The organism is Dolichospermum sp. FACHB-1091, assembly GCF_014697585.1.
In the GTDB taxonomy this organism is placed as follows: Bacteria; Cyanobacteriota; Cyanobacteriia; order Cyanobacteriales; family Nostocaceae; genus Dolichospermum.
On the sequence record NZ_JACJSB010000009.1, the window covers coordinates 105,705 to 129,039 of the forward strand.

Here is a 23,335-nt window from a genome sequence, read left to right on the forward strand (position 1 = left end):
ACAGGACATTTTATAAATAAATTCACCAACCCAGGAAGAAAAGCTGATGCAAATCATCCGTCTACCGGTACTTTCAGACAATTATATATTTTTACTGCATGATCCACAACAGAATATCGCGGCTGTTGTTGATCCGGCCGAAGCGCAACCAGTATTAGACGAATTGACAAAATTAAAAACTAATTTGGTGGCGATTTTTAATACTCACCATCACGGTGATCATGTGGGTGGAAATACACAATTGATGAAAAAATTTCCCGAAGTGACAGTTTATGGGGGTGCGGAAGATAGAGGCCGGATTCCGGGACAGCAGGTATTTTTACAGGAAGGCGATCACGTCCAATTTGGAAATCGTACTGCTAATGTGTTGTTTGTTCCTGGCCATACCCGCGCTCATATTGCTTACTATTTTCCCCCAGAAAGCCCAAGAGAGCCGGGAGAATTGTTTTGTGGTGATACATTGTTTGCTGGTGGTTGTGGTCGTTTATTTGAAGGTACACCCGGGCAAATGGTAGATTCTTTAAGTAAACTGCGGGCTTTACCTGATGATACTCGCCTTTGGTGCGCCCATGAATACACTTTAAATAATTTGCGGTTTGCTGTGACTGTAGAGCCAGAAAATGCGGATTTGCAAAAACGCTACCAAGATGTTAAAATGCAACGGGAGACTAATCAAGCCACCGTACCATCACTTTTGGGAATCGAAAAACTCACAAATCCTTTTTTGCGTTGGGATAAACCATCTCTACAAGCAACAGCGAAAAGTAACCAAGAAGTTCAAACCTTTGCCCGGATTCGAGGCATGAAAGATAATTTTTAGTTAGTTAAGCTGTACTGCATTTAATTTGTATAATTATAATGGTGGGCAGTGAGATACAAGAACCCCACCCCCAACCCCCTCCCCGCAAGCGAGGAGGGGGTATGGGACGTAAACAATAAAAAAGTAGTTATGGCAATTGATGATACTTATCATAACCAAAATCAATCCCCAGTTTTACCCCAGGTGAATATTTTCACCATGTTCCGGCTAGGATTATTTCAAATGGGGTTGAGTATGATGTCTATTTTGACTCTAGGGGTACTCAACCGAGTCATGATCCAGGAAATTGCCATTCCAGCTACATTGGTGGCTTTTGTGTTAGCATTGCCTTTATTTGTGTCCCCAACCCGAATTTTATTTGGGCAAATGTCCGATGCTAGACCATTATGGGGATATCATCGCACAAGTTATGTATGGTTGGGCGCAGGAATATTTGCGATCGCTGCCTTTTGTGCGGTACAAGTAATATGGCAGTTAAATTCTGCTAATATTGGCGAAAGTTGGCTATGGACTAGCCAAACAATGGCTTGGACAGCGGTTTTAGGTTTAGTTTTCGTGGTCTACGGACTGGCCATTTGTGCTAGTGGTACAGCTTTTGCGGCTTTATTAGTTGATATTTCCGAAACCGACAACCGTTCTCAAGTTGTCGGTATTGTTTGGTCAATGTTGATGGTAGGGATTATAGTTGGAGCTATTATCAGTTCTAGCTTATTAAATCAATTAACAGCTAATGCACCCATAGAAACTTTACAAGCTGCAATAAATCGCTTATTCCAGATTGTTCCGGGAATGGTTTTTTGTTTAGCAATTGTCGCTACTTTGGGAGTAGAAAAAAAATATTCTCGTTTTTTCCATCGTTCTACCCCAGAAAACCGGGAAGATAGTATTACCTTAGGTGGTGCTTGGAAAATTTTAACAGCTAGTCCCCAAACAGGTTTGTTTTTCACTTTTTTATTAGTGATGACTATTAGCTTGTTTATGCAAGATCCTATTCTAGAACCTTACGCAGGGGAAGTGTTTAAAATGCCTTTAGCGGAAAGTACCAAACTCAACGTTTTTTATGGAACGGGCATATTAATCTCCTATGGTATCACAGGTTTTTTGATTGTGCCTCGGTTGGGTAAACGCAAAACTATAAAATTAGGCTGTGTTTTAGTCGCGTGTGCGGCTTTATTACTGGGGTTTTCGGGATTCTCTGCCAATCCATTGGTACTGAAATCAACTTTAGTTTTATTTGGTTTAGCAACTGGTGTTGTCACCACTGCGGCAGTTAGTCTGATGTTAGATTTGACAATTGCTGAAGCTGCCGGTACATTTATAGGTGCTTGGGGACTTGCTCAGTCTATATCTAGAGGAATTGCAATTGTCATTGGTGGTACTATTTTAGATGTGGGGCGCAAGTTGTTACCAGATAACTTAGTATTAGCTTATGGTTTGGTATTTGCTTTAGAAGCTTTGGGAATGTTGGTATCAATTGCTTTTTTGAATCGTGTCAATGTGGCAGAATTTCAAACTAATACTAAACAAGCTTTAGCTTCTGTTCTGGAAAGTGATTTAGATTAATAATGGGTAATGGGTAATTGGTAATGGGTAATTGGTAATTGGTAATGGGTAATTGAAAACCAACGGACAACTGACAACCAACAACGGACAACTGACTAATAACAAATGAACGACTTTTGGAATACAATTTTAGAATTTGCTGAAACCACTACTATCAGAGTAGGAAAACAATTAATGCAGGATTTTGGCAAAGTTCAAGCCACACAAAAACCTGATGGTAGTTTAGTCACAAAATCCGATAAATGGGCAGATCAAGAAATTAGAGATGCTATTGTTTCTACTTTCTCAGGTTACGGCATTTTGAGCGAAGAAAGTGATAACGTGCTGCAAGCAGGTCAAAGTTTTCCTGATAAAGAATGGTGTTGGGTAATTGATCCTTTAGATGGTACAACTAATTTTACCAGAGGACTTCCTATCTGGTCAATTTCTCTGGGTTTACTTTATCGAGGAACGCCGATTTTTGGCTATGTTTATGTGCCACCATTAAATCAAGCATTTTACGGTTTTTGGGCGGGTTCATCGGGCTTAACAACGCCAACGGGAGCATTTTTAAATCATCATCCTATCCATACAAGTAAAGATATTCCTAGCAAAAACCACTTTTTTAATCTTTGTTCTCGCAGTACCGGCATTATTAAACCGGATTTTCCCTGTAAAATTCGGATGTTAGGGGTTGCTAGTTATAACTTTCTGACAGTCGCAACCGGTGCGGTTTTGGGAGGAATTGAAGCCACACCAAAGATATGGGATATTGCAGCTGCTTGGGTAATTGTTCAAGCTGCTGGTGGTACATGGTTATCTCTCAATTCTGTGTCTTTTCCATTATCGCCGGGAATGGATTATAGCGATCGCTGTTTTCCGACCATGGTTGTGAGTAATTTAAGTTTAGTCCCTATATTTACACCATTTCTCTCCCATCTCAAACTCTAAAATACTTTGATTTCTAGAATTTAGTACAATCATGGTATACTATGGCTAAAATCAAAATTTTACAGGACAATAGATCTTATACCTTTCGGTCATACTTTGAGTTACCCTATGAAGCTGATGATATCTTGGCCGAATTTGATTATACACTAATTAAATCCCATTTATCTTTACCGCAAACTGCTAACCCACTAAATAAACTCCCAGAACTCAAACAAAGAATAGAAGACATTTTACCTTTTATCAGTTTAAGTAATGAAACTGCTAGAAGAGAAACCTTAGTATCTCCTATACTATTGGAAGTAATTCGTTATTGTCATTGTCAAATGCGAATTGAATATCCTCTTAATATTAATAATCGTCTTAAAGGTAATCTTGATTATCTGTTAATATTAAAGAATAATTTTCTAGTTATCGAAGCTAAAAATGATGATTTAACTAGAGGATTTACTCAATTAGCTGTAGAATTAATTGCTTTATCTCAAATTCAGGAAAAAAGTATATTATATGGTGCAGTTACAATTGGTAATATTTGGCAATTTGGGAAACTTGATAGTAGTGAAAAACAAATTAACCAAGATATTAACTTGTTTAAAATTCCCGGAGATTTAGATAGTTTATTTGCTGTTATTATGGGAATTTTAGAAGGAGTAGAAGTATAGAAATAACAAATAATAAATAACAAAATTATGAAAGGACTTTGGCTAGAAAATAATCAATTACAATTACGCACCGATATTCCTATTCCTGAACCACCAGCGGGGGAAGCTTTAGTGCGGGTTTTGTCTGCGGGTATTTGTAATACTGATTTGGAATTAATTAAAGGTTATTATCCCTATACTGGCATTATTGGCCATGAATTTGTTGGTGTTGTAGAACAAGGTCCAGAACATTTAATTAATCAAAGAGTAGTGGGTGAAATTAACGCTGCTTGTGGTTATTGTCGCTTTTGTCGTAGTGGACAACCTACCCATTGCGAAAACCGGACGGTTTTAGGTATTGTCAACCGTAATGGTGCTTTTGCAGAATACCTATCTTTACCCATTGAAAATTTGCATATTGTACCGGAAAATGTCTCTACAGCGGCTGCAACTTTTACAGAACCCCTGGCCGCAGCTTTGGAAATTCAACAACAGATAACATTATGTCAAGATGATCGAGTCTTAGTAGTTGGAGATGGTAAACTGGGTCAATTAATAGCCCAAACTTTAGCTTTAACTGGTTGTGATTTATTAGTAGTCGGAAGACATGAAGATAAATTACTAAATTTAGCAGCAAGAGGAATTAAAACCGCTTTAGCTAATACTGTCAAAGATAGATATTTTGATGTTTCTATTGATTGTACAGGAAATCCAGAAGGTTTTAATACTGCCCGACGGGCTTTACGTCCTCGTGGTACATTAATCTTAAAAAGCACCTATGCAGGAAATCTTAGTTTAGATGCTTCTGCTTTAGTGGTAGATGAAATTACTCTCATTGGTTCTCGTTGTGGTCCCTTTGTGCCAGCGTTAGAATTATTAGCGACCAAAAAGGTAAATGTACAATCTTTAATTCAGGGTAATTATCCCCTATCTCTTGGTTTAGAAGCTGTTGAAAAAGCAAAAAGCAAAGGAGTTTTAAAGGTGTTATTACAAATGAATTTGTCTTCTATTATTTAAGGCTGGCTGAGTAAAGGTAGAACCACTTCTGAATAAGGGTTTCGCGGATTTTTAGAAGAAGAAAGTGCAAGGTTTTGGCAAATGGAGTCTCAAAACAGTTGCATTTTTCTTTGTCGGATCTGGGAAATTGAGGATATCCAGATAACTAAAACAATTAAGTTAAGAGTTCCCTACCCTCACAGACAACTTTTTCAGCAAGCCCTATTTAATAAAAAATGGTGCGTTTCTTGACGCACCATAAAGAACTGCGGTTACCTCTAAAACAAGGGAATTTGGGTAAGGTATTCAAGCAAGTTGTTAAGCTATCACAACAATCCTATTTTCCAGAGTTCATAGTTTAGTATTTTCTGGTGGGTCAAACTTATAACCATAACCCCGCACCGTTTTAATAAACTCCGGCATACTAGAATCAGCTTCCATTTTCTTGCGTAGTTGACCAATATGCACATCCACCACGCGGCCATCTCCCACATAATCACAACCCCAAATCTTTTGGATAAGCTGGGTACGACTCCATGCTTGTCCAGGATGAGTAGCGAGGAAATGTAAGATGTTAAACTCTAAAGCAGTTAAAGCCAAAGGTTTGTCATTGAGTGTTACCTCTCGTGCTTCTGAATTAATAGCCAACTGGTTAAAAGTCAGACGTTGTGACGGACTGGGCTGGATATAGCGGACTCGTCTTAATAGGGCTTCTACCCTGACTTCTACCTCTGCTAAACTAAATGGTTTGGTCAAAAAATCATCTGCACCAGCGGCCAAAACTTTGATTTTATCAGCTTCATCATTGCGACTGGTAAGCATCATGACTAAAACATTAGTATGGCTTTGCATTTCTTGACAAAGTTTATAGCCATTTGCATCTGGTAAATTCCAGTCTAAAATCACTAAAGCAGGATTTAATTGCTCAAATAAGACAAGGGCTGCTTTACCATCCGCTGCTGATTCTATTTGATAGTTGCGACTCAAAAAACGCTGGATGAGGTTGCGGACACTGGAATCGTCATCTACAATCAAAATCTTGGAATTGGTCGTGGAAAGCGTATCCATAATGCAGTATATTATTGTTTTGGCAATTTGCTGTGGCGATAGATGCTAGTTAACCTGTGTTTTTGCAAGCGAGTCTACTCTCAATTTCCTGTCACTTGTAGCAACAGGGTTGAAAGTATGTGTGGTGTCTGAATTTGATGATGCTACGACTCGGATAATGGATACAGTCTATGTTCTCACCTGGAAACTGCTTTAACTGAATTTCCCATCAGGTTTATGCAAAGACATTTTACCCTTTTTTAAAGATGATAAGTAATGTACAATTTTGGTATTTTTTAAAGATTTTTTTGTATCAATTAAATATACGGAATACGTGCATTAAAGTATGAATTTGTTTCCCTCAGAGACACAAAGATGAATATTCTGAGACATAGAATTTTTGAACGGTAATCTGGAGACAAAAAAAGAGTAAGATACCCGACCTCTCAAAATCGGGTATCTGATTATTTACATCGAATTTAGGATGGTTATGGTAATATCAGGACTTACGCAAAATATCTCTCAAACCCTCTTTTCTTCGTTCTCTTCGTTCCTATCCCTGACGGGACGCTCCGCGAACGTGGTTCATTATTCCGTGACTTGTGCGTAAGTCCTAAATATATCTAAATATCAACAATCCCCCACGGAAGTATCAATACTGAGGAACAGAAGTATCTACTTCTTGACTCCAAGCATTAATTCCACCTTTGACATTTGTACCAGTCATTCCTGCTTCTTTGAGAATAGCCAAGGCTTTCGCCGAACGACCACCCATTTTACAATGAGCAATTAAGCGGTGTCCGTTGAGTAACTCCCGTACCTTAGCCACACCATCACCATTTTCAATTTCTGGTAAAGGAACTAACACAGAACCAGGAATTTTAGCAATTTCATACTCATTAGGATTACGCACATCTAGTAGTACAAAGTCCTTAGCACCACTATCTAATAACGCCTTTAATTCCTTAACCGTCATTTCTTGAATTTCCATTTGCTGCTTCGCTTCTTCAGCTTTGGCTTGGGGAATACCACAAAATTGTTCGTAATCTATCAGCTTGTTAATAACTGGACGGATAGGATTAGGACGCAATTTCAACTCCCGGAATTTCATATCCAAAGCGTTGTAAAGCACCAGTCTACCACTCAGGGTAGTACCATTACCCAAAATAATTTTCACTGTTTCCGTGGCTTGGATAATGCCAATCATTCCTGGTAAAATTCCCAGCACACCACCTTCAGCACAAGAAGGAACCATTCCTGGTGGTGGTGGTTCGGGGTATAAGTCACGATAGTTGGGACCACCTTCATAGTTAAAGACGGTTGCTTGTCCTTCAAAACGGAAAATAGAACCGTAAACGTTAGGTTTATCTAATAAAACACAAGCGTCATTGACCAGATAGCGAGTTGGGAAATTATCAGTTCCATCTACAACGATATCGTAAGGGCGAATAATATCGAGGGCATTTTCTGAACTGAGACGAGTTTCATATAAATCAACCTGACAATGGGGGTTAATTTCATGAATGCGGTTTTTTGCTGATTCGATTTTGGGTTTACCGACCCAAGAAGTCCCGTGAATAACTTGACGTTGGAGGTTAGAGGTATCAACCACATCAAAATCAACAATACCAATTCTACCAATACCCGCTGCGGCAAGATATAACAGTAGTGGTGAACCCAGTCCACCAGTACCGATACATAATACACTGGCAGCTTTGAGGCGTTTTTGCCCTTCCATGCCCACCTCTGGTAAAATTAAGTGGCGGGAATAGCGTTCGTAGTCGTCTTTTGTCAACTGGATTTCATCCAGATTGGGATTTAGCATAGCAGTTGTAGGAATCAGCGCGGAGTATTAATCTTAACTTAAAATTACTAAGTTGATCACTTTAATTGTCTGGGCTGGAAACTGGTGATTGTCATCAAAAATTCAGCTTTGCAGTTCACCAGCTTGGCCATTTTGTAGCGATAATATCACATCAGGGTATTCTGAGCAAGGATATTTTGATAATAAGGCAATTCGTTATTTTAATGTATAAAATCAGAATGATATTCAAGAGTATATTTACTTCTGTTTAAACATCGCCCCCAACTAGAAAATGAGGCAATCGCTAGTAGACTAGAAAATGTGCTTACCAGAAGGTTAGTTAACCTCCATCCAAGACTTTAAATACTGTGTAATTTCATCCACAAAATTCTGCGCTCTCTCAAATAGAGCCATTGCTGACCCCATATCTGCTTCTAACATTTCTCCATAATCACTTGCTTGTCGTTCATCAAATGCTCGATGAAAACTCCGTGATAAATCCTTAGAAAAAATTCCCGTCTTCACAAACTCACGATCAAAAAAACTAACTATTCCACTATGTTTAGAACTGCCTAAACCTTTAGTTGCTAAAAGACCCAGTGCCGCATAAAACATTGCATAATAAGAGCGATTGATGGTACCACGAAAAGCTGATTGATTGAGTAAAATCTTTGCTTCTCTTAAAGTTTCTTCACTTTCAGATAAACGGTACTCAATTAATAACTTTAGTTGCTGATTTATCATATAGCAATACCCTCTCGTAACACCTTAGACAGTAAGGGACTAGCTCCCATAGCTCCCCTTTCTACCTGTGCTTCTGTAACTACAAAGGTGGAAATAACTAGATCATATTTAAAACCTATTTCCCATGCCAAATCACTAATTTTTTCTCGACGTGATCTATCTAATTCAGTAATTTTAATAAACACATCTAAATCTGATTCTTCTGTAGCATCACCTCGCGCTCTTGAACCAAATACCCGTAAATCCAAAATGGGAATTATCGCTTCCAGTCGAGAGCGAAACTCTGAAACAATTTTCCGATCACTATCCTGTATCATTTCTATTCCTCTAGAGAAAAACCAACTTTAGCTAACCATATTTTAATCTCCTCATCCAATAATTGCCAGCAATTCTCATTTTGAAAAAAATAAGATAAAATTCTCTTAATTTAAGTAGAAAACCTGTATCAAATTATCATTTTGATAGATAATTATCATTCGACCCTGGAGATAGATTTGGCGAATGGTGTCTCAAAATAGGTGCATTTTTCTTTGTCGGATTTGGAAAATTGAGGATATCCAGACAGTTAAAACTGTCCCCTGTTCCCCGCTACATTCCCCAAGGGGTGTATTTTCTCCTAACCTGTCCTCGGTTTTTATCAGATAATTCCGGTTTATTGATTGTATCTAGGGTATAGGGGGATAATTGGGGTGGGAATGATAGATACTGGTAATGTTTAAGTTACGGATTACGGATTACGGTATATTTAATCTTTTGCTTAAATACCAAACAATATATTGACAGTATGGACTATATTTATCTTCTGCATCTTTGCTACTCAGTTCCTCTAGTTTCTTTTTGATAGCTTCTTTTGACCAAGTTTTATTAGGAAACTTTTTATTTAAAGCAATAATAACACTAGATAATGTATTTTTACGATTTTTGACAAGAATTTCATGGTTAAGATTTAAAATTTCATTTAGTTCATGATTGATAGTTTCATCATCAGAAAAAATCTTTCCAGTATAACTATATTTGATATAGTTTTCACAATTTTTATCACTATCTGCTGGATTGAGCTTTATTTTACAAATGATATTCTTTCCTTCGTTGTTCTTCTTTCCTTCGTAATATCCCTTTCTTGCATTACAATGAAAATTTTTTAATCCTTTACCTCTATTACCTGAACAAGAAGCTATTAGATTTTTATAGTCTAGTTGTAAATGTGGATAGCAATCCTCATTTTGAGCTTTGTTATGTTCAATTTCCATATTATCTATAGATATTCGTTGCATACAATAACAACAAATATAACCTTGTTCAGTCAGCAATGCCTCTTTTAAAGGTTTTTTGGGATGATATCCGTCATAATTTGCGTCCTGTGTCTGACGATATTGTAAAAGAGATGGAGGTTCTGAACCTTTGATAATGCGTTTCATTCTACCCTGTTTAAAAAGTCAATAAGTGTATAAGCTTGAATCATATCTGGGTCATTATTTCCCAATGATTCAGATAACTTTTGCAGTTCTAGTTTAGCTTCTTCTAAGTTATCATTATCTATCATTTCAAAACATTTGTCTATTCTTTCCTGCATTTTCACAGGTCTTTTTTCCACACCCATAACCTCAGAAAGAATTGAGTTACTGTCTCTACCAAAAGTATGGGGTGTTTCTACAATTTCTGAATCTTCTAAAATAAATACGTTTTCTCGGTTGACTCCACTCAAAACTTGAGGAGAATGAGTAGTAACAATAAATTGACACTTGGGAAATGTTTTTCTAAAACTAGGAATTACAATTCTTTGCCATTGAGGATGTAAATGTAAATCTATTTCATCAATTAATATTATTCCTGTGCCTTTTTCTAGCAGTTCAGAAGGATTAGTAATACTAGGATTTAAAATTGCTAACCGTCTTGCAATGTCAACTACTAACATCAATAAGGTTTTTTCACCTTCCGAAAGTTGATCTAGTTTGAAGTTTTCACCATTTTTTTCGATAACTAATGAAGGACTATTAAGACGATGACTACTTAATTCTTTACTACCACTTACACGAGCAATATGAAGGTTTACAAATTGGCTATTTGGGAAAGATTCTAAAAATATTTCTATAGCTTTTCTAACAATTTCAAGGTTGGTATTTCTAAAGCTATTATTTTCTCTTAATCGAATTTCATTTTCATATTCTTCTTCTTCTTTAAACCAATCAAAAAAATCTTTAAAATCGTTGATATTGTTTGAAAATGCTGATTTATAAGCATCAAACTGATTAGGTTTACGAATAACTCTTTTTCCAGAAGCAGAGTTCATAACTATTCGTTGTGTTTGATAATAAACTAATAATGGTATGGATAAATTAAGTCGATATTTTAATTCTTGATGTACGTCAGAAGCATACTGATTAATTTCTTTTTTCCTTGTTATAGATTTAAATTGATCTCTATCTCTGGAAATATCCCAAGAAAGTTTTATACCTGAGTCAATTACAGTGCGAATAGATTCTTGTGTTCTATGTGCATTTATATTTATATCATCCTCTGTTAGATCAAACTCTAACTTTTTGTAAGGTTTCTTGGGCAGTAATTCATCTATAAATATTGACAAAAGGATAGCAATACTATCTAAAATAGATGATTTACCTGAACCATTGACTCCAATAAACACAGCCAAATCAGGAGGAAGCGTTAATTTGAGTTCTCGAAAACCTCGAAAGTTTTGTAAATGTAATTCTTCAATCCGCATAATTATAAATTGAATATAATTGTAAATTAAAAATACCAACAAGATGATATTTTTATCTTATCAAAAATTTCCGATTTAATAAAATCAGGACTTATGCAAAATATCTCTCAAACCCTCATTTCTCTGTTACCTCTGTGCCTGGAGTGGTTCATTCATCTTTAATCTCCATTTTCTGTAATCACAGTTTCTAAAGGTTTATCCCAACTATCAACCGGTAATTGAGAGACATAAGCAAAATCAAAAACCACTCCCATAGTTGGTTTCTTGTCCCAACGGGGAGAATTTAATAAACGGTCATAATACCCCCCACCATAACCTAAGCGGTATCCTTGGACATCACAACCCACGCAGGGAACAAGAATTAAATCTACTTCCTCAATCTCTATTATTGGTGCTTCATGGTGAGGTTCTTTGATTCCATAAGCACCAGCATGAATGGTATCATGAGGTTGCCAAAAATGCCAAACTAGAGATTTATCAACACAACGGGGAAACCCCCAACGTTTATTAGTGTTGGTATATAGTGAACTAATATCAGGTTCTTGACGAAAGCTAAAAAAAGCCAGAATTGTCTTTGCTTGATTAAATATAACTGAGTTTTGGATGTTGGTGGTGAGGCGATCGCTTTTTTCTCTCCATTCCAATAATGTCATAGACTGGCGTTTTTGGAGTAAAACCCTTCGCAATTCCTTTTTAGTTAGTTGTGAATTAATTGTTTGCAAAGCCGATACAATTTTAGATTTTAGATTTTAGATTTTAGATTCTCTCGTTCCCATACTCTGTATGGGAATAAATTAAGAAGGATCTGCCTTCTCTTGTATACTAGAGTCGGAGACTGGGAACGAGAGAAACTACTTTAGCCGGCGTTTTTCCGCCACCAATCAATGGTATTCTTTAAACCTGTTCTAAATTCTACCTCAGCAGTAAAACCAAAAGCCTGTTTTGCCCTTTCCGTATCCAAACAACGACGGGGTTGACCATTGGGTTTGTCGGTTTCCCAGACAATTTCCCCGTCATACTCCATTAATTCGCAAATTAAGGTAATTAGGTCTTTAATGGATATCTCGTAACCAGTTCCTAAATTTACGGGTTCAGCATCATTATAAAACTGAGTTCCCATGACTATACCCCGTGCTGCATCTGTAGAATACAAAAATTCACGAGTGGGAGAACCGTCACCCCAAACAGGAAGTTGTTTTTCTCCCCTGGTTTGGGCTTCTTGTACTTTGCGAACTAAAGCCGGAATGACATGAGAACTATTGGGGTTGAAGTTGTCTTCAGGTCCGTACAAGTTTACTGGTAAGAGGTAAATACCATTAAATCCGTACTGCTGACGGTAAGATTGCAATTGTACCAACAGCGCTTTTTTGGCAATTCCATAGGGGGCGTTAGTTTCTTCTGGATAACCATTCCAGATATCATCTTCTTTAAATGGTACAGGGGTAAATTTAGGATAAGCGCAGATAGTTCCTACACAAACAAATTTTTCTGTACCTTGTTGATAAGCCGCATGGATTAACTGCGTCCCCATGATCAAGTTATCATAAAATAACTCACCAGGTTTTTCTCGATTTAGACCAATCCCACCCACATGGGCGGCTAAGTGGATGATAATATCTTGTTGGTCTACTGCTCGTTGGCAATTTTCCCAAACCCGCAGATCACAATCGTGCGATCGCGTCACGGTAATTTTATCACGATCAGCGCCATTTTCACAAAGTTGATCTATGACTTGACGACCGAGAAAACCAGCCCCACCGGTGACAAGAATCCGTTTATTTTCTAATTCTAAGGTTGTCATCTTATTATCCTTGATACGAATTAAAAGTGCAGAGATCCTAATGCTTGACGGGTAGTAGCAATATCTTGGGGGTATTTTAAGCCATTACCATTGGGTGAAGTACATCCCACCGCTTTTAAATCGGCTTCTACCATGAGAGACACAAGTTCTGGAAATGTTACCGATGGTTGCCAACCTAATTTTTGCTGGGCTTTAGTCGGATCACCAATTAATAGATCTACTTCGGCTGGACGTAAATAACGTTCATCAAACTCTACGTAATTCTGCCAATCTAGATTAACATAACCAAAGGCTAACTCTAGAAACTCGCGCACTGAATGGGTTTCTCCTGTAGCCACCACATAATCATCAGGTTGATCTTGTTGCAACATTAACCACATAGCTTTTACATAATCTTTCGCATATCCCCAATCTCGCTTTGAGTCTAAATTACCCATAAAGATATTTTTTTGTTTACCGGCGACAATGCGGGCTACGGCTCTAGTAATTTTACGGGTAACAAAGGTTTCACCTCTTCGGGGAGACTCATGATTAAAAAGAATACCATTGCAAGCAAACAAATTATAAGATTCACGATAATTCACTGTTTGCCAATGGGCATATACCTTAGCACAAGCGTAGGGACTGCGGGGATAAAAGGGTGTAGTTTCACTTTGGGGGACTGCTTGCACTAAACCATACATTTCGGAAGAACCAGCTTGATAGAAACGTAATTCAATCCCGGTACGGTGTTGATAGTCGCGGATAGCTTCTAATAAGCGTAATGTACCCATGCCTACAGAGTCCACTGTATATTCAGGCGAATCAAAACTAACTCTAACGTGAGATTGGGCGCCTAAGTTATAAATTTCTACAGGTTTGACTTCTTCTAAAATCCGTCGTAGTGTTGTCCCGTCTGTCAAGTCGCCATAATGTAGAAATAACCGTACCCCTTGGGTATGAGGATCTTCGTACATATGATCAATGCGGTCTGTGTTAAAAGTAGAGGTACGGCGAATAATACCGTGGACTTCATAACCCTTTTCTAACAAAAGCTCAGTTAAATAAGAACCATCTTGACCTGTAATACCAGTAATTAAAGCTCGTTTTGTTTGTGTCATGCTTAATAATACCTCATGGTTGTTAGTCAAATCATTGCAAACAAATTGTAGCGGATAAATCCAACTTATAATTTCATCATCAAAAATAGTTTTTGGGGCAGTATCATGCCCCACTACAGCAAACCCGCGCACTTACTTAGTAAGCACCTTTATTTTTGGGCATAATCACAACATTAACTGTTTTCAGGATAATCCACAAATCTAGCCAAAAGCTCCTAAAATTGACATAGTGGAGGTCTATTTGTACCCGTCGGGGATAAGGAATATCATTACGTCCAGATACTTGCCACAAACCCGTAATTCCGGGACGAATTGTTAAAACATGACCGATATAATCACCATATTTCGGTAATTCTTCCTCTACTAAAGGCCGCGGACCAACTACGCTCATGTCCCCTTTGAGAACATTCCAAAATTGGGGAAACTCATCTAAGCTGGTAATTCGCAAAAAGTGACCAATTTTAGTGATTCTCGGGTCTGTTTTCAGCTTAAAATTACTTTCAAATTCCTCTCGTATATTGGGTGATATTGCCATCATTTCGACGAGCATTTCGTCGGCATTATTGACCATAGTGCGAAACTTAATACAATCAAAGCTTCGGTAATTTTTGCCTACTCGTTTTTGAACATAAAAAACTGGACCTTTTGAGCTTAGGGCTATCAACAAGGCCAATATTATGTAGATAGGAGAAAACAAAATCAAGACCGACAGTGAAAAAACTATATCAAACAGTCGTTTTAAAAACTCTCCGTATAAACCCTGAAAAGATAAACCTCTGGATTTCACATTTAGCTGTTTAACTTTTTGACCACGTTTTGATAAAACAGCCATAGATGTACTGTTATCCTTTCGCGGGTATCGTTTGCCGGAGAGGAGTGAACTCTGGGCAGTCATCATACTCCTTTATAATCCACACCACACATAGTCCGATCTTAAGGCTAAAAGGCAGTAATTTTCGGGAAAAATTTGCTATCTTTCTAGAAAACTAACAAAAAAAAGGCTGCTGTTTACCCAAGGTAAACTCTTTTTTCACGACATTCATTGACAAAACCCAAATAACGTTCTGCAAAAACCTGGCGAGAAAATTGATTAGCGTGTTTTCGTATATACTCGTAATCATACAAATGCTGATGATCTACAAATTTTTCTACAGCATCTACTAAAGCTCCTACTGTTTGCATTTTGAACAATATACCAGTTCCTGTGTCAGGATGAGTGCGAATATCTCTAACTGTTTCTAGCGCACCACCAGCACCATAAGCAATTACGGGAGTTCCACAAGCCTGGGCTTCAACTAGGGCTATACCAAAATCCTCGCAAGCTGCATAGACAAAAGCCTTGGCACGTGCCATGTACTTTTTGACGATATGATCAGGTTGCCATCCTAAAATTTGGATATGTGGTTGGGCTATTTCTCGCAGCTTGTCCATTTCTTGACCTGTACCAATAACTACCAAGGGGTTTTTTAGGCGATTAAAAGCCTGAATAATCAAGGAAACTTGTTTATAACTCACTAATCGAGAGACTATTAAGTAAAAATCCTCTTTTTCTGAAGAAAATAAACATTCGTCAATATTCACAGGTGGATAGATAACGGTTGCTTCCCGACGGTAACAACGCCAAATCCTTCTAGCTGTGTGTTGAGAGTTAGCAATGAAATAATCAACTCGGTTGGCACTAATTACGTCCCATTGCCGCAAATGATGTAGAATGTAGCGTGTTATCCAGCCTATACTGCCTTTACCTAGTTTGTTTTGCTTGAGATAATCAAATGTTAAATCCCAAGCATAACGCATAGGACTATGGCAATAACAAATATGCAATTGATTAGGCGTGGTTAATACTCCTTTAGCTACCGCATGAGATGAAGATAATATAACTTCATATTCTCGCAAATCCAATTGTTCAATGGCCAAGGGTAACAAAGGTAAGTATTTTTGCACACCTTGACGCGCTTGGGGAAATTTTTGTAAAAACGTTGTGCCAATTTGACGTTTGTACAAATAACTTTCGGGATTATTAGATTCAAAATCAATCAGGGCATACAAATCAGCATGAATGTGATTTAATATCTCCTGGACTACGAGTTCTGAACCACCTGTAGCTTGAGGGGTTAACCACTCATGAACCAAAGCATATTCTAAAGACACAGCTAAATTGAATGGATAGGAAGTAATTAGGCTAATTTGATCAGGTGATATTCCACACTACTGATTTTTTTGGGACTTACTCAGAATGTTACCAAACAAAAAGAATATTATAAGTCTTATTTTCTCAGCAGTGGGAAAATCTCTAGATTACATGAGAGATACAATCCTAGCAAAAGATGTTCCAGAATGATACTACAACCTGATAACCTCAAAGATAAGCACAGATCAGGGTGACGCAGTCCGCTTTTGGTTATTTAGGAGTTAGGAAGTTATGCGAATTTTAGTTATTGGTGGAACTCGGTTTATTGGTGTGTATTTGACTCAATTACTGCTAAAGGCCGGACATGAGGTGGTTTTGTTTAATCGTGGTAATCATCCCACACCTTCAGACGTAGGACAAATTATAGGCGACCGCACGGACCCAAATCAACTTCGAGAAAAGTTAGCACAAGAAACCTTTGATGTCGTTTTTGACAATAATGGACGAGAACTCGCGGATACTCAACCCCTGGCAGAAATCTATCAAGGACGGGTAAAACACTTTGTTTACATGAGTTCAGCAGGGGTGTACCTCAAATCTGACCAAATGCCTCATTTGGAAGGTGATACAGTAGATCCTAAAAGTCGTCATAAGGGTAAACATGAAACGGAAGCTTACCTCAAACAATTAGGAATCCCCTTTACTTCTATTCGTCCTACCTATATCTACGGTCCCCAAAATTATAATCCTTTGGAAAGTTGGTTTTTTGATAGAATTGCTCGTAATCGTCCCATTCCTATCCCTGGTAATGGTATGCACTTGACTCAGCTAGGCCATGTATTAGACTTAGCTCAAGCGATGATACAAGTAATTGGCAATGAAAAAGCAATTGGGCAGATTTATAATATCTCAGGCGATCGCTTTGTCACTTTTGACGGTTTAGCTCGTGCTTGTGCTGTCGCTGCTGGTAAATCTGCCGATGATGTTAAAATCGTCCATTATGATCCTAAAAAGTTTGATTTCGGTAAACGCAAATCCTTTCCTATGCGGCTACAGCACTTCTTCGCATCAATAAATAAAGCACAAATAGAATTAAATTGGCAACCTAAATATGATTTAATTTCTGGTTTAAAAGATTCTTGGGAAAATGATTATTTAATCACCAGACAAGATAAATTAGAAGTTGATTTTTCTGTAGATGATGAAATTTTGAACGCTGGGTAATGGGTAATGGGTAATGGGTAATGGGTAATGGGTAATGGGTAATGGGTAATTAGTAATTAGTAATTACCCATTACAACTCATGTCAGCGTTGACATAATTTATATAATGCAGCAGGAACGATCGCTAATTTACTATCTTTCCATTTTTGCATGGTTAATAGTCATTGTGTTCCGTATAAAACTAAAAAAATCACCTTTGACAGTATAAGGTTGAGAATGTTCACTATGTTCCTGCATTTCTGCTTCTAACAGATGCAATAGGTTTTCATCATTCTGGTTTATAGCTGCTTGTAAGCGATGTTCTAGAGTTTTTCGCATATTTTCTTTATGCGTTTTTAAAGTCTCTTTAGCTAATTCTATCCTGCTTGTATTCATATTTAGACTCCCAAGAAAGGACTGAAGTTAAGATAAAACCCACTACTTGATGGTTGTTTTGTAGTTGGCAATTGCAGTAGTAAACAATTTCATTTTTATAATCTGTTATTTTGACAACAAATTCAAGTTACTATTGCAGTAATAGCATTATTATCTTGCATTTATCGCAAAAATAGCTGAAAACCCTATCTAATTTGAGTTGACACCGTTAAAACCTGTGGTGGAGAAGCATCTGGTGGATAAAGAAAGTCTAATTGTACTAAAGAGGTATTTTCTGGTTTAATATTCAATACTACTAATGGTTCTCCCATTTGACCACGCTTTTGCACTAAATGTAGAAACTTATTTTTCCATTTTCCCTGTTCTTGATAACGTAAGCGCACCGTTCCTCTAAAAAAGACTTGACGCGCAGGTGGGTTAAGAAAACGGATTCCTGATTTACTTAACTCATTCTCTTTCAGAGGAGTTTGAATTGTCACACTTACAGTTTGTTCATTTTGAGTATTGTTGTATAAAGGCAACTTCAGACTATACTGAACACCATAATTACCATGAGCATAATAAGCCGTATCAGAATAACGGACTAACATGGCTGCTGTTTGAATTTGATTTGTGCCGAAAGTTCCACCATGCAAGGTACTCAACCCATAGGAAAACCCCGTACCAGGTTGAGGAATAGTTAAATACTTACTTTTAGGTTGATCTACTACATAAGCCCGCCATTGAGAGCCTCTTGATACTCCAGCTACACGCCCGTAAATTCCCGGTTTATTATTTCCTGTAATGGGAGTGGGAATTTTATCTCTAGGAGTGGATAATTCACCATTATCTAATAAATTTTGCCATTCTGATAAATTAGGTGCGCGTTCACTACCATCAATATTTTTACGGGCAAACATCGCCAAACTAGCAGCGTAAATATTACCATTACTTCGTAATCGCAGATATGTAGAACGACCATTTAAAGGTGGTATTAACCCTTGAACAGGAATTGGTAAATTTAATAACATTTGGCTTTGACCGGGGGGAATGACAATTTGCGGGGGAAAGATATCCTGTCTTCTACCCCTCAAAATATCAGACATAACGCGACTACCTGGACCTGCAAACACTGTTCCTAAGTCATTAGGAATTAAAGATGATAATTCCTGAAATGGGGCATCTGGTTGACTTAAATAACTAGCGGCTTGTAATATATTTACTGTCACTGGTTGAGAACCAGGGTTATGTAAAATAATACCCAAATAAAGAGAAGGTAAATTTTCCAGTAATTCAGTTTTAGTCACATGATGGGCAAAAATATCAAATGGGCCACGGAAGGGAAAATTTAAATGGGCTGATGTAACTTTTTTTCCTGCTGCTGGAAAAGTAGAAAGTAAAATTCCTTCCTTTAATACCAATTCTGGACTATTGCTATTAAATACTGGTACTGAATCTAATTGTCCTGGCAAAGGGCGTACTGATTGTAATTGTAATATTTCCTCTGGTGGTGTCACCAAGTTCGCTTGTGCAAGAGCCAAAGAAAGTAATAGTGGCAACATAATATTAGGTAATTTTTTCCAAAAGACGTTAATTTTTCTAGAAAAGTGCCAAGTGTTTGATGATCAAATCGGCAATAATCCCAATCAAATTTTCTTCATTTAACATGGGTACATGAACAAAAATGCACTTAATTGACGGTTGAAACTGGGGTAAATAGTCTAAGATTGAATAATAAACTCCCTCACAGACACACTTACCACAATCATAGCTAACCTCAACTGCTGCTGTTGACACTAATAATTTTTCCAGATCAACAGTGGTTCGCAAAATATTTTCGCTAGAATTTATAGACTCCAAAGATAAGATACTTGTACTACTGGACAGGACTTCTACACTTAATTGTGAACGACTTGCAGCCATGGCACAATAGATAATATAGTTAGGCTGAATGTCATTAATTTTGGCAATGACGCGACAACTGGCCAGTTGCACATCTACAGGTAAACGGGGCAAAAAATTTAAATCATGAGAGAGTGAAGCCATTTTGGCTAGTGCGAGTAACAAGTCATCGGATGAATTTGACTCTTGTTGACTCAACCAAAGGTTAAAAGAAGTTAATAGTATTTTTTCTGCATTATAAATAATAATTAGAATTAGAATTAGAATAATTAAATGCCCTCCCTCATAAATTTACAAGGAGCAGCTAAATGCCAGTGATTGCAGTTGTTGATTACGATATGGGAAATTTACACTCTGTCTGCAAAGGATTGGAAAAAGCCGGTGCAACTCCTCAAGTTACCTATTGTTCTCAAGAGTTGGCGAAAGCAGATGCTATAGTTTTACCAGGCGTGGGAGCATTTGATCCAGCGGTACAACATTTGCGATCGCGCGGTTTGGAAAAACCTATTAAAGATGCGATCGCTTCTGGTAAACCGTTTTTGGGTATTTGTCTAGGATTACAAATTTTGTTTGAATCCAGCGCCGAAGGCACGTTACCAGGACTAGGAATTGTTCCTGGAAAAGTCCGCCGTTTTCGTTCTGAACCTGGAATGACAATTCCCCATATGGGTTGGAATCAACTCCAACTCAAGCAACCAAAAAATCTTTTATGGGAACATTTACCCAGCGATCCTTGGGTTTATTTTGTTCATTCTTACTATGTTGAACCTACAAATCCCCAAGTCCGGGCTGCTACTGTTACCCATGGAAATCAAACTTTTACGGCCGCGATCGCTCATGAAAATCTTATGGCCGTGCAATTCCATCCCGAAAAATCATCAAATGTCGGCTTGCAAATATTATCTAATTTTGTGGCTCAAGTCCGTGAAAAAGTTTTTGCTTAACAAAAGTTGGCAATATTTTCGGTTGTTAAACTCTGATAGTATTATCTGCTACTAGCTATAAGTTCAAGATTAATGACAAATCAGCCGTTGATCATCAAAACCCCCGGATTTGTCCCCGGAATCAATCCAAAATCCAAAATCCAAAATCTAAAATCGGAGATGCTCAAAACCCTGGGATTTGTCCCCGGAATCAATCCAAAATCCAAAATCCAAAATCTAAAATCGGATGATCAATAACTAATGAGTCTGAGAATTTACGGGAATCGTCTGCTTAAAACATTACCAGGTGAACATACCAGACCTACGAGTGCGCGAGTCAGGGAAGCATTATTTAATATTTGGCAAGGAACAATTACTGGTTGTCATTGGCTGGATTTGTGCGCCGGTAGCGGGGCAATGGGTGCTGAGGCTTTATGTAGGGAAGCCAGCGTCGTTATTGGCATTGAACAGTCAAGTCTTGCTTGCGCCATCATCCAAGAAAATTGGCAACGGGTAGCAAATCCTAACCAGAAATTTCAGCTATTGCGGGGAAATGTCACCCAACAGTTAAAAAAATTATCAGGTCAAAAATTTGACAGAATATATTTTGACCCACCTTATGCTAGTGGATTATATGAACCAGTATTACAAGCGATCTCTCAGTATCAGCTTTTAGATTGCCCAGGAGAAATAGCAGTGGAACACCGTCACCAAGATTGGACACCACCAAGTATCCCCAACTGGGAAATCTGCAGACAAAAAACCTATGGTAACACAGCTTTGACATTTTATCAAGAGCAGGGAATTGGTAATGGGTAATGGGTAATTGGGAATTGGTAATGGGTAATTATTTCCCCTACTCCCTGCTTCCTACTCCTTCCCTCTTCCCTGACTCCTCAATCAATATCAGCCGCCTAATTCTGTAGGACGCTTATATTGTCTATAGGCGGCGTAAAATAGTCCGCTTAAAGTTACAAAAACCAAACCAAGCACAATACCTGATAATAGAGGTTCAACCACTGTAAAGCTCCTTGTTGCGATTATTGAAAGATTCGTTTCCTGTTTTTGATTTTACCAAATTTGACATTGATCCCGCATCTCATAATAGTTTTAAATCTAAATACTATATAAAAATCATCTAATGTACTTGCAAACACAATCAATAAATTTTAAGCTATGTGTAGGAAATGAAAATTTGAAGACTGTAGAAGCAACTCTTTTGGATAACCATCTGATAAAACCTGAAACCCTGATTCAACAGATCGTTATCTTTATCGTAGCGATGTTGATAGTCCTGCCTTTAATCCTGTTTGGGGTTGAAATACTGCAAGCCTCTGATCCTTATGTCAAAAGTGTTCTATCCCTTCAGGGAAACCCAGCCCGGGGGAAGGCCATTTTCCAAATTAACTGTGCTGGTTGTCATGGTTTAGAAGCAAACGGACTAGTTGGACCGAGTTTACGTGAGATATCCAAATATAAATCCCGCTATGGACTAATTCATCAAGTAACTAGCGGAGAAACTCCCCCTATGCCCAAATTCCAGCCTAGTTTCCAAGAAATGTCAGATTTGTTGAGCTACTTAGAAAGCCTGTGAGTTTTTGTGCATGAATACTATAAAGATTCTAAACTTAATGATAAATTATTATGCACGTATAAATAGTTTCTATGTTCGTAAAAGCTAGTATTGGTAACAAGGAAACGCAACAAAAAATAAACAACAGAAGTATTTACAAATATGATAAAATTAAAAAACTTAATTCTTTTATTCCCCATGATTACAACATTAGTTAGTCTCTTAGTTGGTTTAGAAGTTTTGAACTCAAAAGTTGTATTCGCAAAACCCATAAAAAGTCCAATTATTAAAGGACAATGTGGGAGGAAACAAAAATGTGAAACATTGTTTAAACAATTAACTAAACTCTATCCAGAATATATCGAAGGACATAAAAAGCAATGTCCAGCTAATAAAATTATCGGTTTAGAAGTTTTTGATGAAAACACAAAAGTTTATCTTACCTGTTGGGATGCTAAAAAACTTAAGGATGGTAGTCGTTGGGGATTGTATTTAGGTAAATTACCAACCCCAGGAAACGAAGAGAAATTTTTAACACCCTTACCCACCGATCCACCCTATGCTAAATATCTACAAGAAAAATACAGTAATCAAGTCAAAAAAGCTCAATTTAAATGTGCTACAAACTCGGGAACTTTCAACTTTTTAATATCAGAAGATAAAAAATTCATAGAACTCCAATGTTATTTTCAAGGTGGAGTATCTTTCATAGATGATAATAATGATTGGGTAAGAGATGGTGACACCAGAGGTGCTGGAGCTGATGAAATTTTAGGAACTTTTCCCTTACCTACTGCAAATAAATAGTCAAGTTGAGAACTCTATGCCAAATTTAGCAAAAAGTAAATCCCATCGCCGACTAAAACGCCAACTACTGATCCTTATGTTGGCTATTTTTGGCTCAAGTGTGGCTATGGGCTGTATATTCGGATTCGCCTCCAGCGCCCACGGTGCAAATGCTGTAAACTCTTAACTTTGTGCCTTTGTGCGAAACATAATTTCTAACGGCAAAATGGTACGATCAGGCAGTTTCAATATTAAAATAATAATTAAAACCACTCATT

The 23,335-nt window shown here is 37.6% G+C and carries 25 protein-coding genes; 10 read left to right on the forward strand and 15 right to left on the reverse strand.

Annotation, left to right across the window (positions count from 1 at the left end; translation table 11 throughout):
* Nucleotides 1–46: 46 nt before the first annotated feature.
* The 5 genes from gloB (at nt 47) to H6G25_RS07925 (ending at nt 4,968) form a co-directional block, all read left to right on the forward strand.
* Nucleotides 47–820, forward strand: coding sequence for a hydroxyacylglutathione hydrolase (gene gloB / locus H6G25_RS07905; protein WP_190392004.1), 774 nt, complete (start codon nt 47–49; stop codon nt 818–820).
* Between the two features lie 129 nt (nt 821–949).
* Nucleotides 950–2,383, forward strand: coding sequence for a BCD family MFS transporter (locus H6G25_RS07910; protein ID WP_190392005.1), 1,434 nt, complete (start codon nt 950–952; stop codon nt 2,381–2,383).
* Between the two features lie 105 nt (nt 2,384–2,488).
* Complete coding sequence (locus H6G25_RS07915; protein ID WP_190392006.1) at nt 2,489–3,313, forward strand: inositol monophosphatase family protein; 825 nt, start codon at nt 2,489–2,491, stop codon at nt 3,311–3,313.
* Between the two features lie 41 nt (nt 3,314–3,354).
* On the forward strand, nt 3,355–3,972 hold the full coding sequence (locus tag H6G25_RS07920; RefSeq protein ID WP_190392007.1) for a hypothetical protein: 618 nt from the start codon (nt 3,355–3,357) through the stop codon (nt 3,970–3,972).
* A 27-nt stretch (nt 3,973–3,999) separates the two neighbouring features.
* Complete coding sequence (locus H6G25_RS07925) at nt 4,000–4,968, forward strand: alcohol dehydrogenase catalytic domain-containing protein (protein ID WP_190392008.1); 969 nt, start codon at nt 4,000–4,002, stop codon at nt 4,966–4,968.
* A 330-nt stretch (nt 4,969–5,298) separates the two neighbouring features.
* Here the strand turns inward: H6G25_RS07925 and H6G25_RS07930 are convergent, their stop codons facing one another.
* The 11 genes from H6G25_RS07930 to H6G25_RS07980 all read right to left on the reverse strand — a co-directional run bounded on the left by H6G25_RS07930 (nt 5,299) and on the right by H6G25_RS07980 (nt 16,316).
* Entirely contained in the window at nt 5,299–6,015 is a 717-nt protein-coding gene (locus H6G25_RS07930; protein ID WP_190392009.1) for a response regulator transcription factor, read from the reverse strand.
* A 631-nt stretch (nt 6,016–6,646) separates the two neighbouring features.
* Complete coding sequence (moeB, locus tag H6G25_RS07935; RefSeq protein ID WP_028089833.1) at nt 6,647–7,819, reverse strand: molybdopterin-synthase adenylyltransferase MoeB; 1,173 nt, start codon at nt 7,817–7,819, stop codon at nt 6,647–6,649.
* Between the two features lie 315 nt (nt 7,820–8,134).
* Complete coding sequence (locus H6G25_RS07940; RefSeq protein ID WP_137907780.1) at nt 8,135–8,542, reverse strand: HEPN domain-containing protein; 408 nt, start codon at nt 8,540–8,542, stop codon at nt 8,135–8,137.
* A complete protein-coding gene (locus H6G25_RS07945) occupies nt 8,539–8,859 on the reverse strand; it encodes a nucleotidyltransferase domain-containing protein (protein ID WP_190392010.1) in 321 nt (106 codons plus the stop codon). Before H6G25_RS07945 ends, H6G25_RS07940 begins: the two co-directional genes overlap by 4 nt.
* A gap of 417 nt (nt 8,860–9,276) precedes the next feature.
* On the reverse strand, nt 9,277–9,960 hold the full coding sequence (locus H6G25_RS07950; protein ID WP_190392011.1) for a retron system putative HNH endonuclease: 684 nt from the start codon (nt 9,958–9,960) through the stop codon (nt 9,277–9,279).
* The gene (locus H6G25_RS07955) at nt 9,957–11,264 is read right to left on the reverse strand and encodes an AAA family ATPase (protein WP_190392012.1); all 1,308 of its coding nucleotides are present in this window, start codon (nt 11,262–11,264) and stop codon (nt 9,957–9,959) included. Before H6G25_RS07955 ends, H6G25_RS07950 begins: the two co-directional genes overlap by 4 nt.
* Nucleotides 11,265–11,422: 158 nt before the next feature.
* Nucleotides 11,423–11,986: a 5-formyltetrahydrofolate cyclo-ligase gene (locus tag H6G25_RS07960; RefSeq protein WP_190392013.1), complete on the reverse strand. Its 564-nt coding sequence runs from the start codon at nt 11,984–11,986 to the stop codon at nt 11,423–11,425.
* Between the two features lie 134 nt (nt 11,987–12,120).
* Nucleotides 12,121–13,065: a GDP-L-fucose synthase gene (locus tag H6G25_RS07965; RefSeq protein ID WP_190392014.1), complete on the reverse strand. Its 945-nt coding sequence runs from the start codon at nt 13,063–13,065 to the stop codon at nt 12,121–12,123.
* A gap of 20 nt (nt 13,066–13,085) precedes the next feature.
* Nucleotides 13,086–14,165, reverse strand: coding sequence for a GDP-mannose 4,6-dehydratase (gene gmd / locus H6G25_RS07970; protein ID WP_190392015.1), 1,080 nt, complete (start codon nt 14,163–14,165; stop codon nt 13,086–13,088).
* 136 nt (nt 14,166–14,301) lie between these two features.
* Nucleotides 14,302–15,060, reverse strand: a complete 759-nt coding sequence (locus H6G25_RS07975; protein ID WP_190392042.1) for a sugar transferase — start codon at nt 15,058–15,060, stop codon at nt 14,302–14,304.
* A 113-nt stretch (nt 15,061–15,173) separates the two neighbouring features.
* A complete protein-coding gene (locus H6G25_RS07980; protein ID WP_190392016.1) occupies nt 15,174–16,316 on the reverse strand; it encodes a glycosyltransferase in 1,143 nt (380 codons plus the stop codon).
* Between the two features lie 271 nt (nt 16,317–16,587).
* Between H6G25_RS07980 and H6G25_RS07985 the strand changes: the two genes are divergently transcribed.
* Nucleotides 16,588–17,520: an NAD-dependent epimerase/dehydratase family protein gene (locus tag H6G25_RS07985; RefSeq protein WP_190392017.1), complete on the forward strand. Its 933-nt coding sequence runs from the start codon at nt 16,588–16,590 to the stop codon at nt 17,518–17,520.
* Between the two features lie 131 nt (nt 17,521–17,651).
* Here H6G25_RS07985 and H6G25_RS07990 read toward each other — a convergent pair whose 3' ends face one another.
* From H6G25_RS07990 to H6G25_RS08000, 3 genes are all read right to left on the reverse strand, one after another.
* A complete protein-coding gene (locus H6G25_RS07990) occupies nt 17,652–17,894 on the reverse strand; it encodes a hypothetical protein (protein ID WP_190392018.1) in 243 nt (80 codons plus the stop codon).
* A gap of 185 nt (nt 17,895–18,079) precedes the next feature.
* The gene (locus H6G25_RS07995; protein ID WP_190392019.1) at nt 18,080–19,435 is read right to left on the reverse strand and encodes a DUF3370 domain-containing protein; all 1,356 of its coding nucleotides are present in this window, start codon (nt 19,433–19,435) and stop codon (nt 18,080–18,082) included.
* A gap of 37 nt (nt 19,436–19,472) precedes the next feature.
* Nucleotides 19,473–19,919 carry a peptidase C15 gene (locus H6G25_RS08000; RefSeq protein ID WP_242034907.1) on the reverse strand — a complete coding sequence of 149 codons (447 nt, stop codon included), beginning with the start codon at nt 19,917–19,919 and terminating at the stop codon, nt 19,473–19,475.
* A 164-nt stretch (nt 19,920–20,083) separates the two neighbouring features.
* Here H6G25_RS08000 and hisH point away from each other — a divergent pair, with 164 nt between their 5' ends.
* Nucleotides 20,084–20,719, forward strand: a complete 636-nt coding sequence (gene hisH / locus H6G25_RS08005; RefSeq protein ID WP_190392020.1) for an imidazole glycerol phosphate synthase subunit HisH — start codon at nt 20,084–20,086, stop codon at nt 20,717–20,719.
* A gap of 240 nt (nt 20,720–20,959) precedes the next feature.
* The gene (rsmD, locus tag H6G25_RS08010; RefSeq protein WP_190392021.1) at nt 20,960–21,517 is read left to right on the forward strand and encodes a 16S rRNA (guanine(966)-N(2))-methyltransferase RsmD; all 558 of its coding nucleotides are present in this window, start codon (nt 20,960–20,962) and stop codon (nt 21,515–21,517) included.
* Nucleotides 21,518–21,604: 87 nt separating this feature from the next.
* Here rsmD and petG read toward each other — a convergent pair whose 3' ends face one another.
* Complete coding sequence (gene petG / locus H6G25_RS08015; protein WP_015078754.1) at nt 21,605–21,718, reverse strand: cytochrome b6-f complex subunit V; 114 nt, start codon at nt 21,716–21,718, stop codon at nt 21,605–21,607.
* A 199-nt stretch (nt 21,719–21,917) separates the two neighbouring features.
* Between petG and H6G25_RS08020 the strand changes: the two genes are divergently transcribed.
* Together H6G25_RS08020 and H6G25_RS08025 are read left to right on the forward strand one after the other, a co-directional pair.
* Nucleotides 21,918–22,292, forward strand: a complete 375-nt coding sequence (locus H6G25_RS08020) for a cytochrome c (RefSeq protein WP_190392044.1) — start codon at nt 21,918–21,920, stop codon at nt 22,290–22,292.
* Nucleotides 22,293–22,469: 177 nt separating this feature from the next.
* The gene (locus H6G25_RS08025; protein ID WP_190392022.1) at nt 22,470–23,078 is read left to right on the forward strand and encodes a hypothetical protein; all 609 of its coding nucleotides are present in this window, start codon (nt 22,470–22,472) and stop codon (nt 23,076–23,078) included.
* The last annotated feature ends 257 nt before the right edge of the window (nt 23,079–23,335 follow it).

What these genes read in the sequence shown, in the direction of transcription:
- gloB (WP_190392004.1), top strand. Translation starts at nt 47, where the DNA reads ATGCAAATCATCCGTCTACCGGTACTTTCAGACAATTATATATTTTTA.
- H6G25_RS07910 (WP_190392005.1), top strand. Translation starts at nt 950, where the DNA reads ATGGCAATTGATGATACTTATCATAACCAAAATCAATCCCCAGTTTTA.
- H6G25_RS07915 (WP_190392006.1), top strand. Translation starts at nt 2,489, where the DNA reads ATGAACGACTTTTGGAATACAATTTTAGAATTTGCTGAAACCACTACT.
- H6G25_RS07920 (WP_190392007.1), top strand. Translation starts at nt 3,355, where the DNA reads ATGGCTAAAATCAAAATTTTACAGGACAATAGATCTTATACCTTTCGG.
- H6G25_RS07925 (WP_190392008.1), top strand. Translation starts at nt 4,000, where the DNA reads ATGAAAGGACTTTGGCTAGAAAATAATCAATTACAATTACGCACCGAT.
- H6G25_RS07930 (WP_190392009.1), bottom strand. Translation starts at nt 6,015, where the DNA reads ATGGATACGCTTTCCACGACCAATTCCAAGATTTTGATTGTAGATGAC.
- moeB (WP_028089833.1), bottom strand. Translation starts at nt 7,819, where the DNA reads ATGCTAAATCCCAATCTGGATGAAATCCAGTTGACAAAAGACGACTAC.
- H6G25_RS07940 (WP_137907780.1), bottom strand. Translation starts at nt 8,542, where the DNA reads ATGATAAATCAGCAACTAAAGTTATTAATTGAGTACCGTTTATCTGAA.
- H6G25_RS07945 (WP_190392010.1), bottom strand. Translation starts at nt 8,859, where the DNA reads ATGATACAGGATAGTGATCGGAAAATTGTTTCAGAGTTTCGCTCTCGA.
- H6G25_RS07950 (WP_190392011.1), bottom strand. Translation starts at nt 9,960, where the DNA reads ATGAAACGCATTATCAAAGGTTCAGAACCTCCATCTCTTTTACAATAT.
- H6G25_RS07955 (WP_190392012.1), bottom strand. Translation starts at nt 11,264, where the DNA reads ATGCGGATTGAAGAATTACATTTACAAAACTTTCGAGGTTTTCGAGAA.
- H6G25_RS07965 (WP_190392014.1), bottom strand. Translation starts at nt 13,065, where the DNA reads ATGACAACCTTAGAATTAGAAAATAAACGGATTCTTGTCACCGGTGGG.
- gmd (WP_190392015.1), bottom strand. Translation starts at nt 14,165, where the DNA reads ATGACACAAACAAAACGAGCTTTAATTACTGGTATTACAGGTCAAGAT.
- H6G25_RS07975 (WP_190392042.1), bottom strand. Translation starts at nt 15,060, where the DNA reads ATGACTGCCCAGAGTTCACTCCTCTCCGGCAAACGATACCCGCGAAAG.
- H6G25_RS07985 (WP_190392017.1), top strand. Translation starts at nt 16,588, where the DNA reads ATGCGAATTTTAGTTATTGGTGGAACTCGGTTTATTGGTGTGTATTTG.
- H6G25_RS07990 (WP_190392018.1), bottom strand. Translation starts at nt 17,894, where the DNA reads ATGAATACAAGCAGGATAGAATTAGCTAAAGAGACTTTAAAAACGCAT.
- H6G25_RS07995 (WP_190392019.1), bottom strand. Translation starts at nt 19,435, where the DNA reads ATGTTGCCACTATTACTTTCTTTGGCTCTTGCACAAGCGAACTTGGTG.
- H6G25_RS08000 (WP_242034907.1), bottom strand. Translation starts at nt 19,919, where the DNA reads ATGGCTTCACTCTCTCATGATTTAAATTTTTTGCCCCGTTTACCTGTA.
- hisH (WP_190392020.1), top strand. Translation starts at nt 20,084, where the DNA reads ATGCCAGTGATTGCAGTTGTTGATTACGATATGGGAAATTTACACTCT.
- rsmD (WP_190392021.1), top strand. Translation starts at nt 20,960, where the DNA reads ATGAGTCTGAGAATTTACGGGAATCGTCTGCTTAAAACATTACCAGGT.
- H6G25_RS08025 (WP_190392022.1), top strand. Translation starts at nt 22,470, where the DNA reads ATGATTACAACATTAGTTAGTCTCTTAGTTGGTTTAGAAGTTTTGAAC.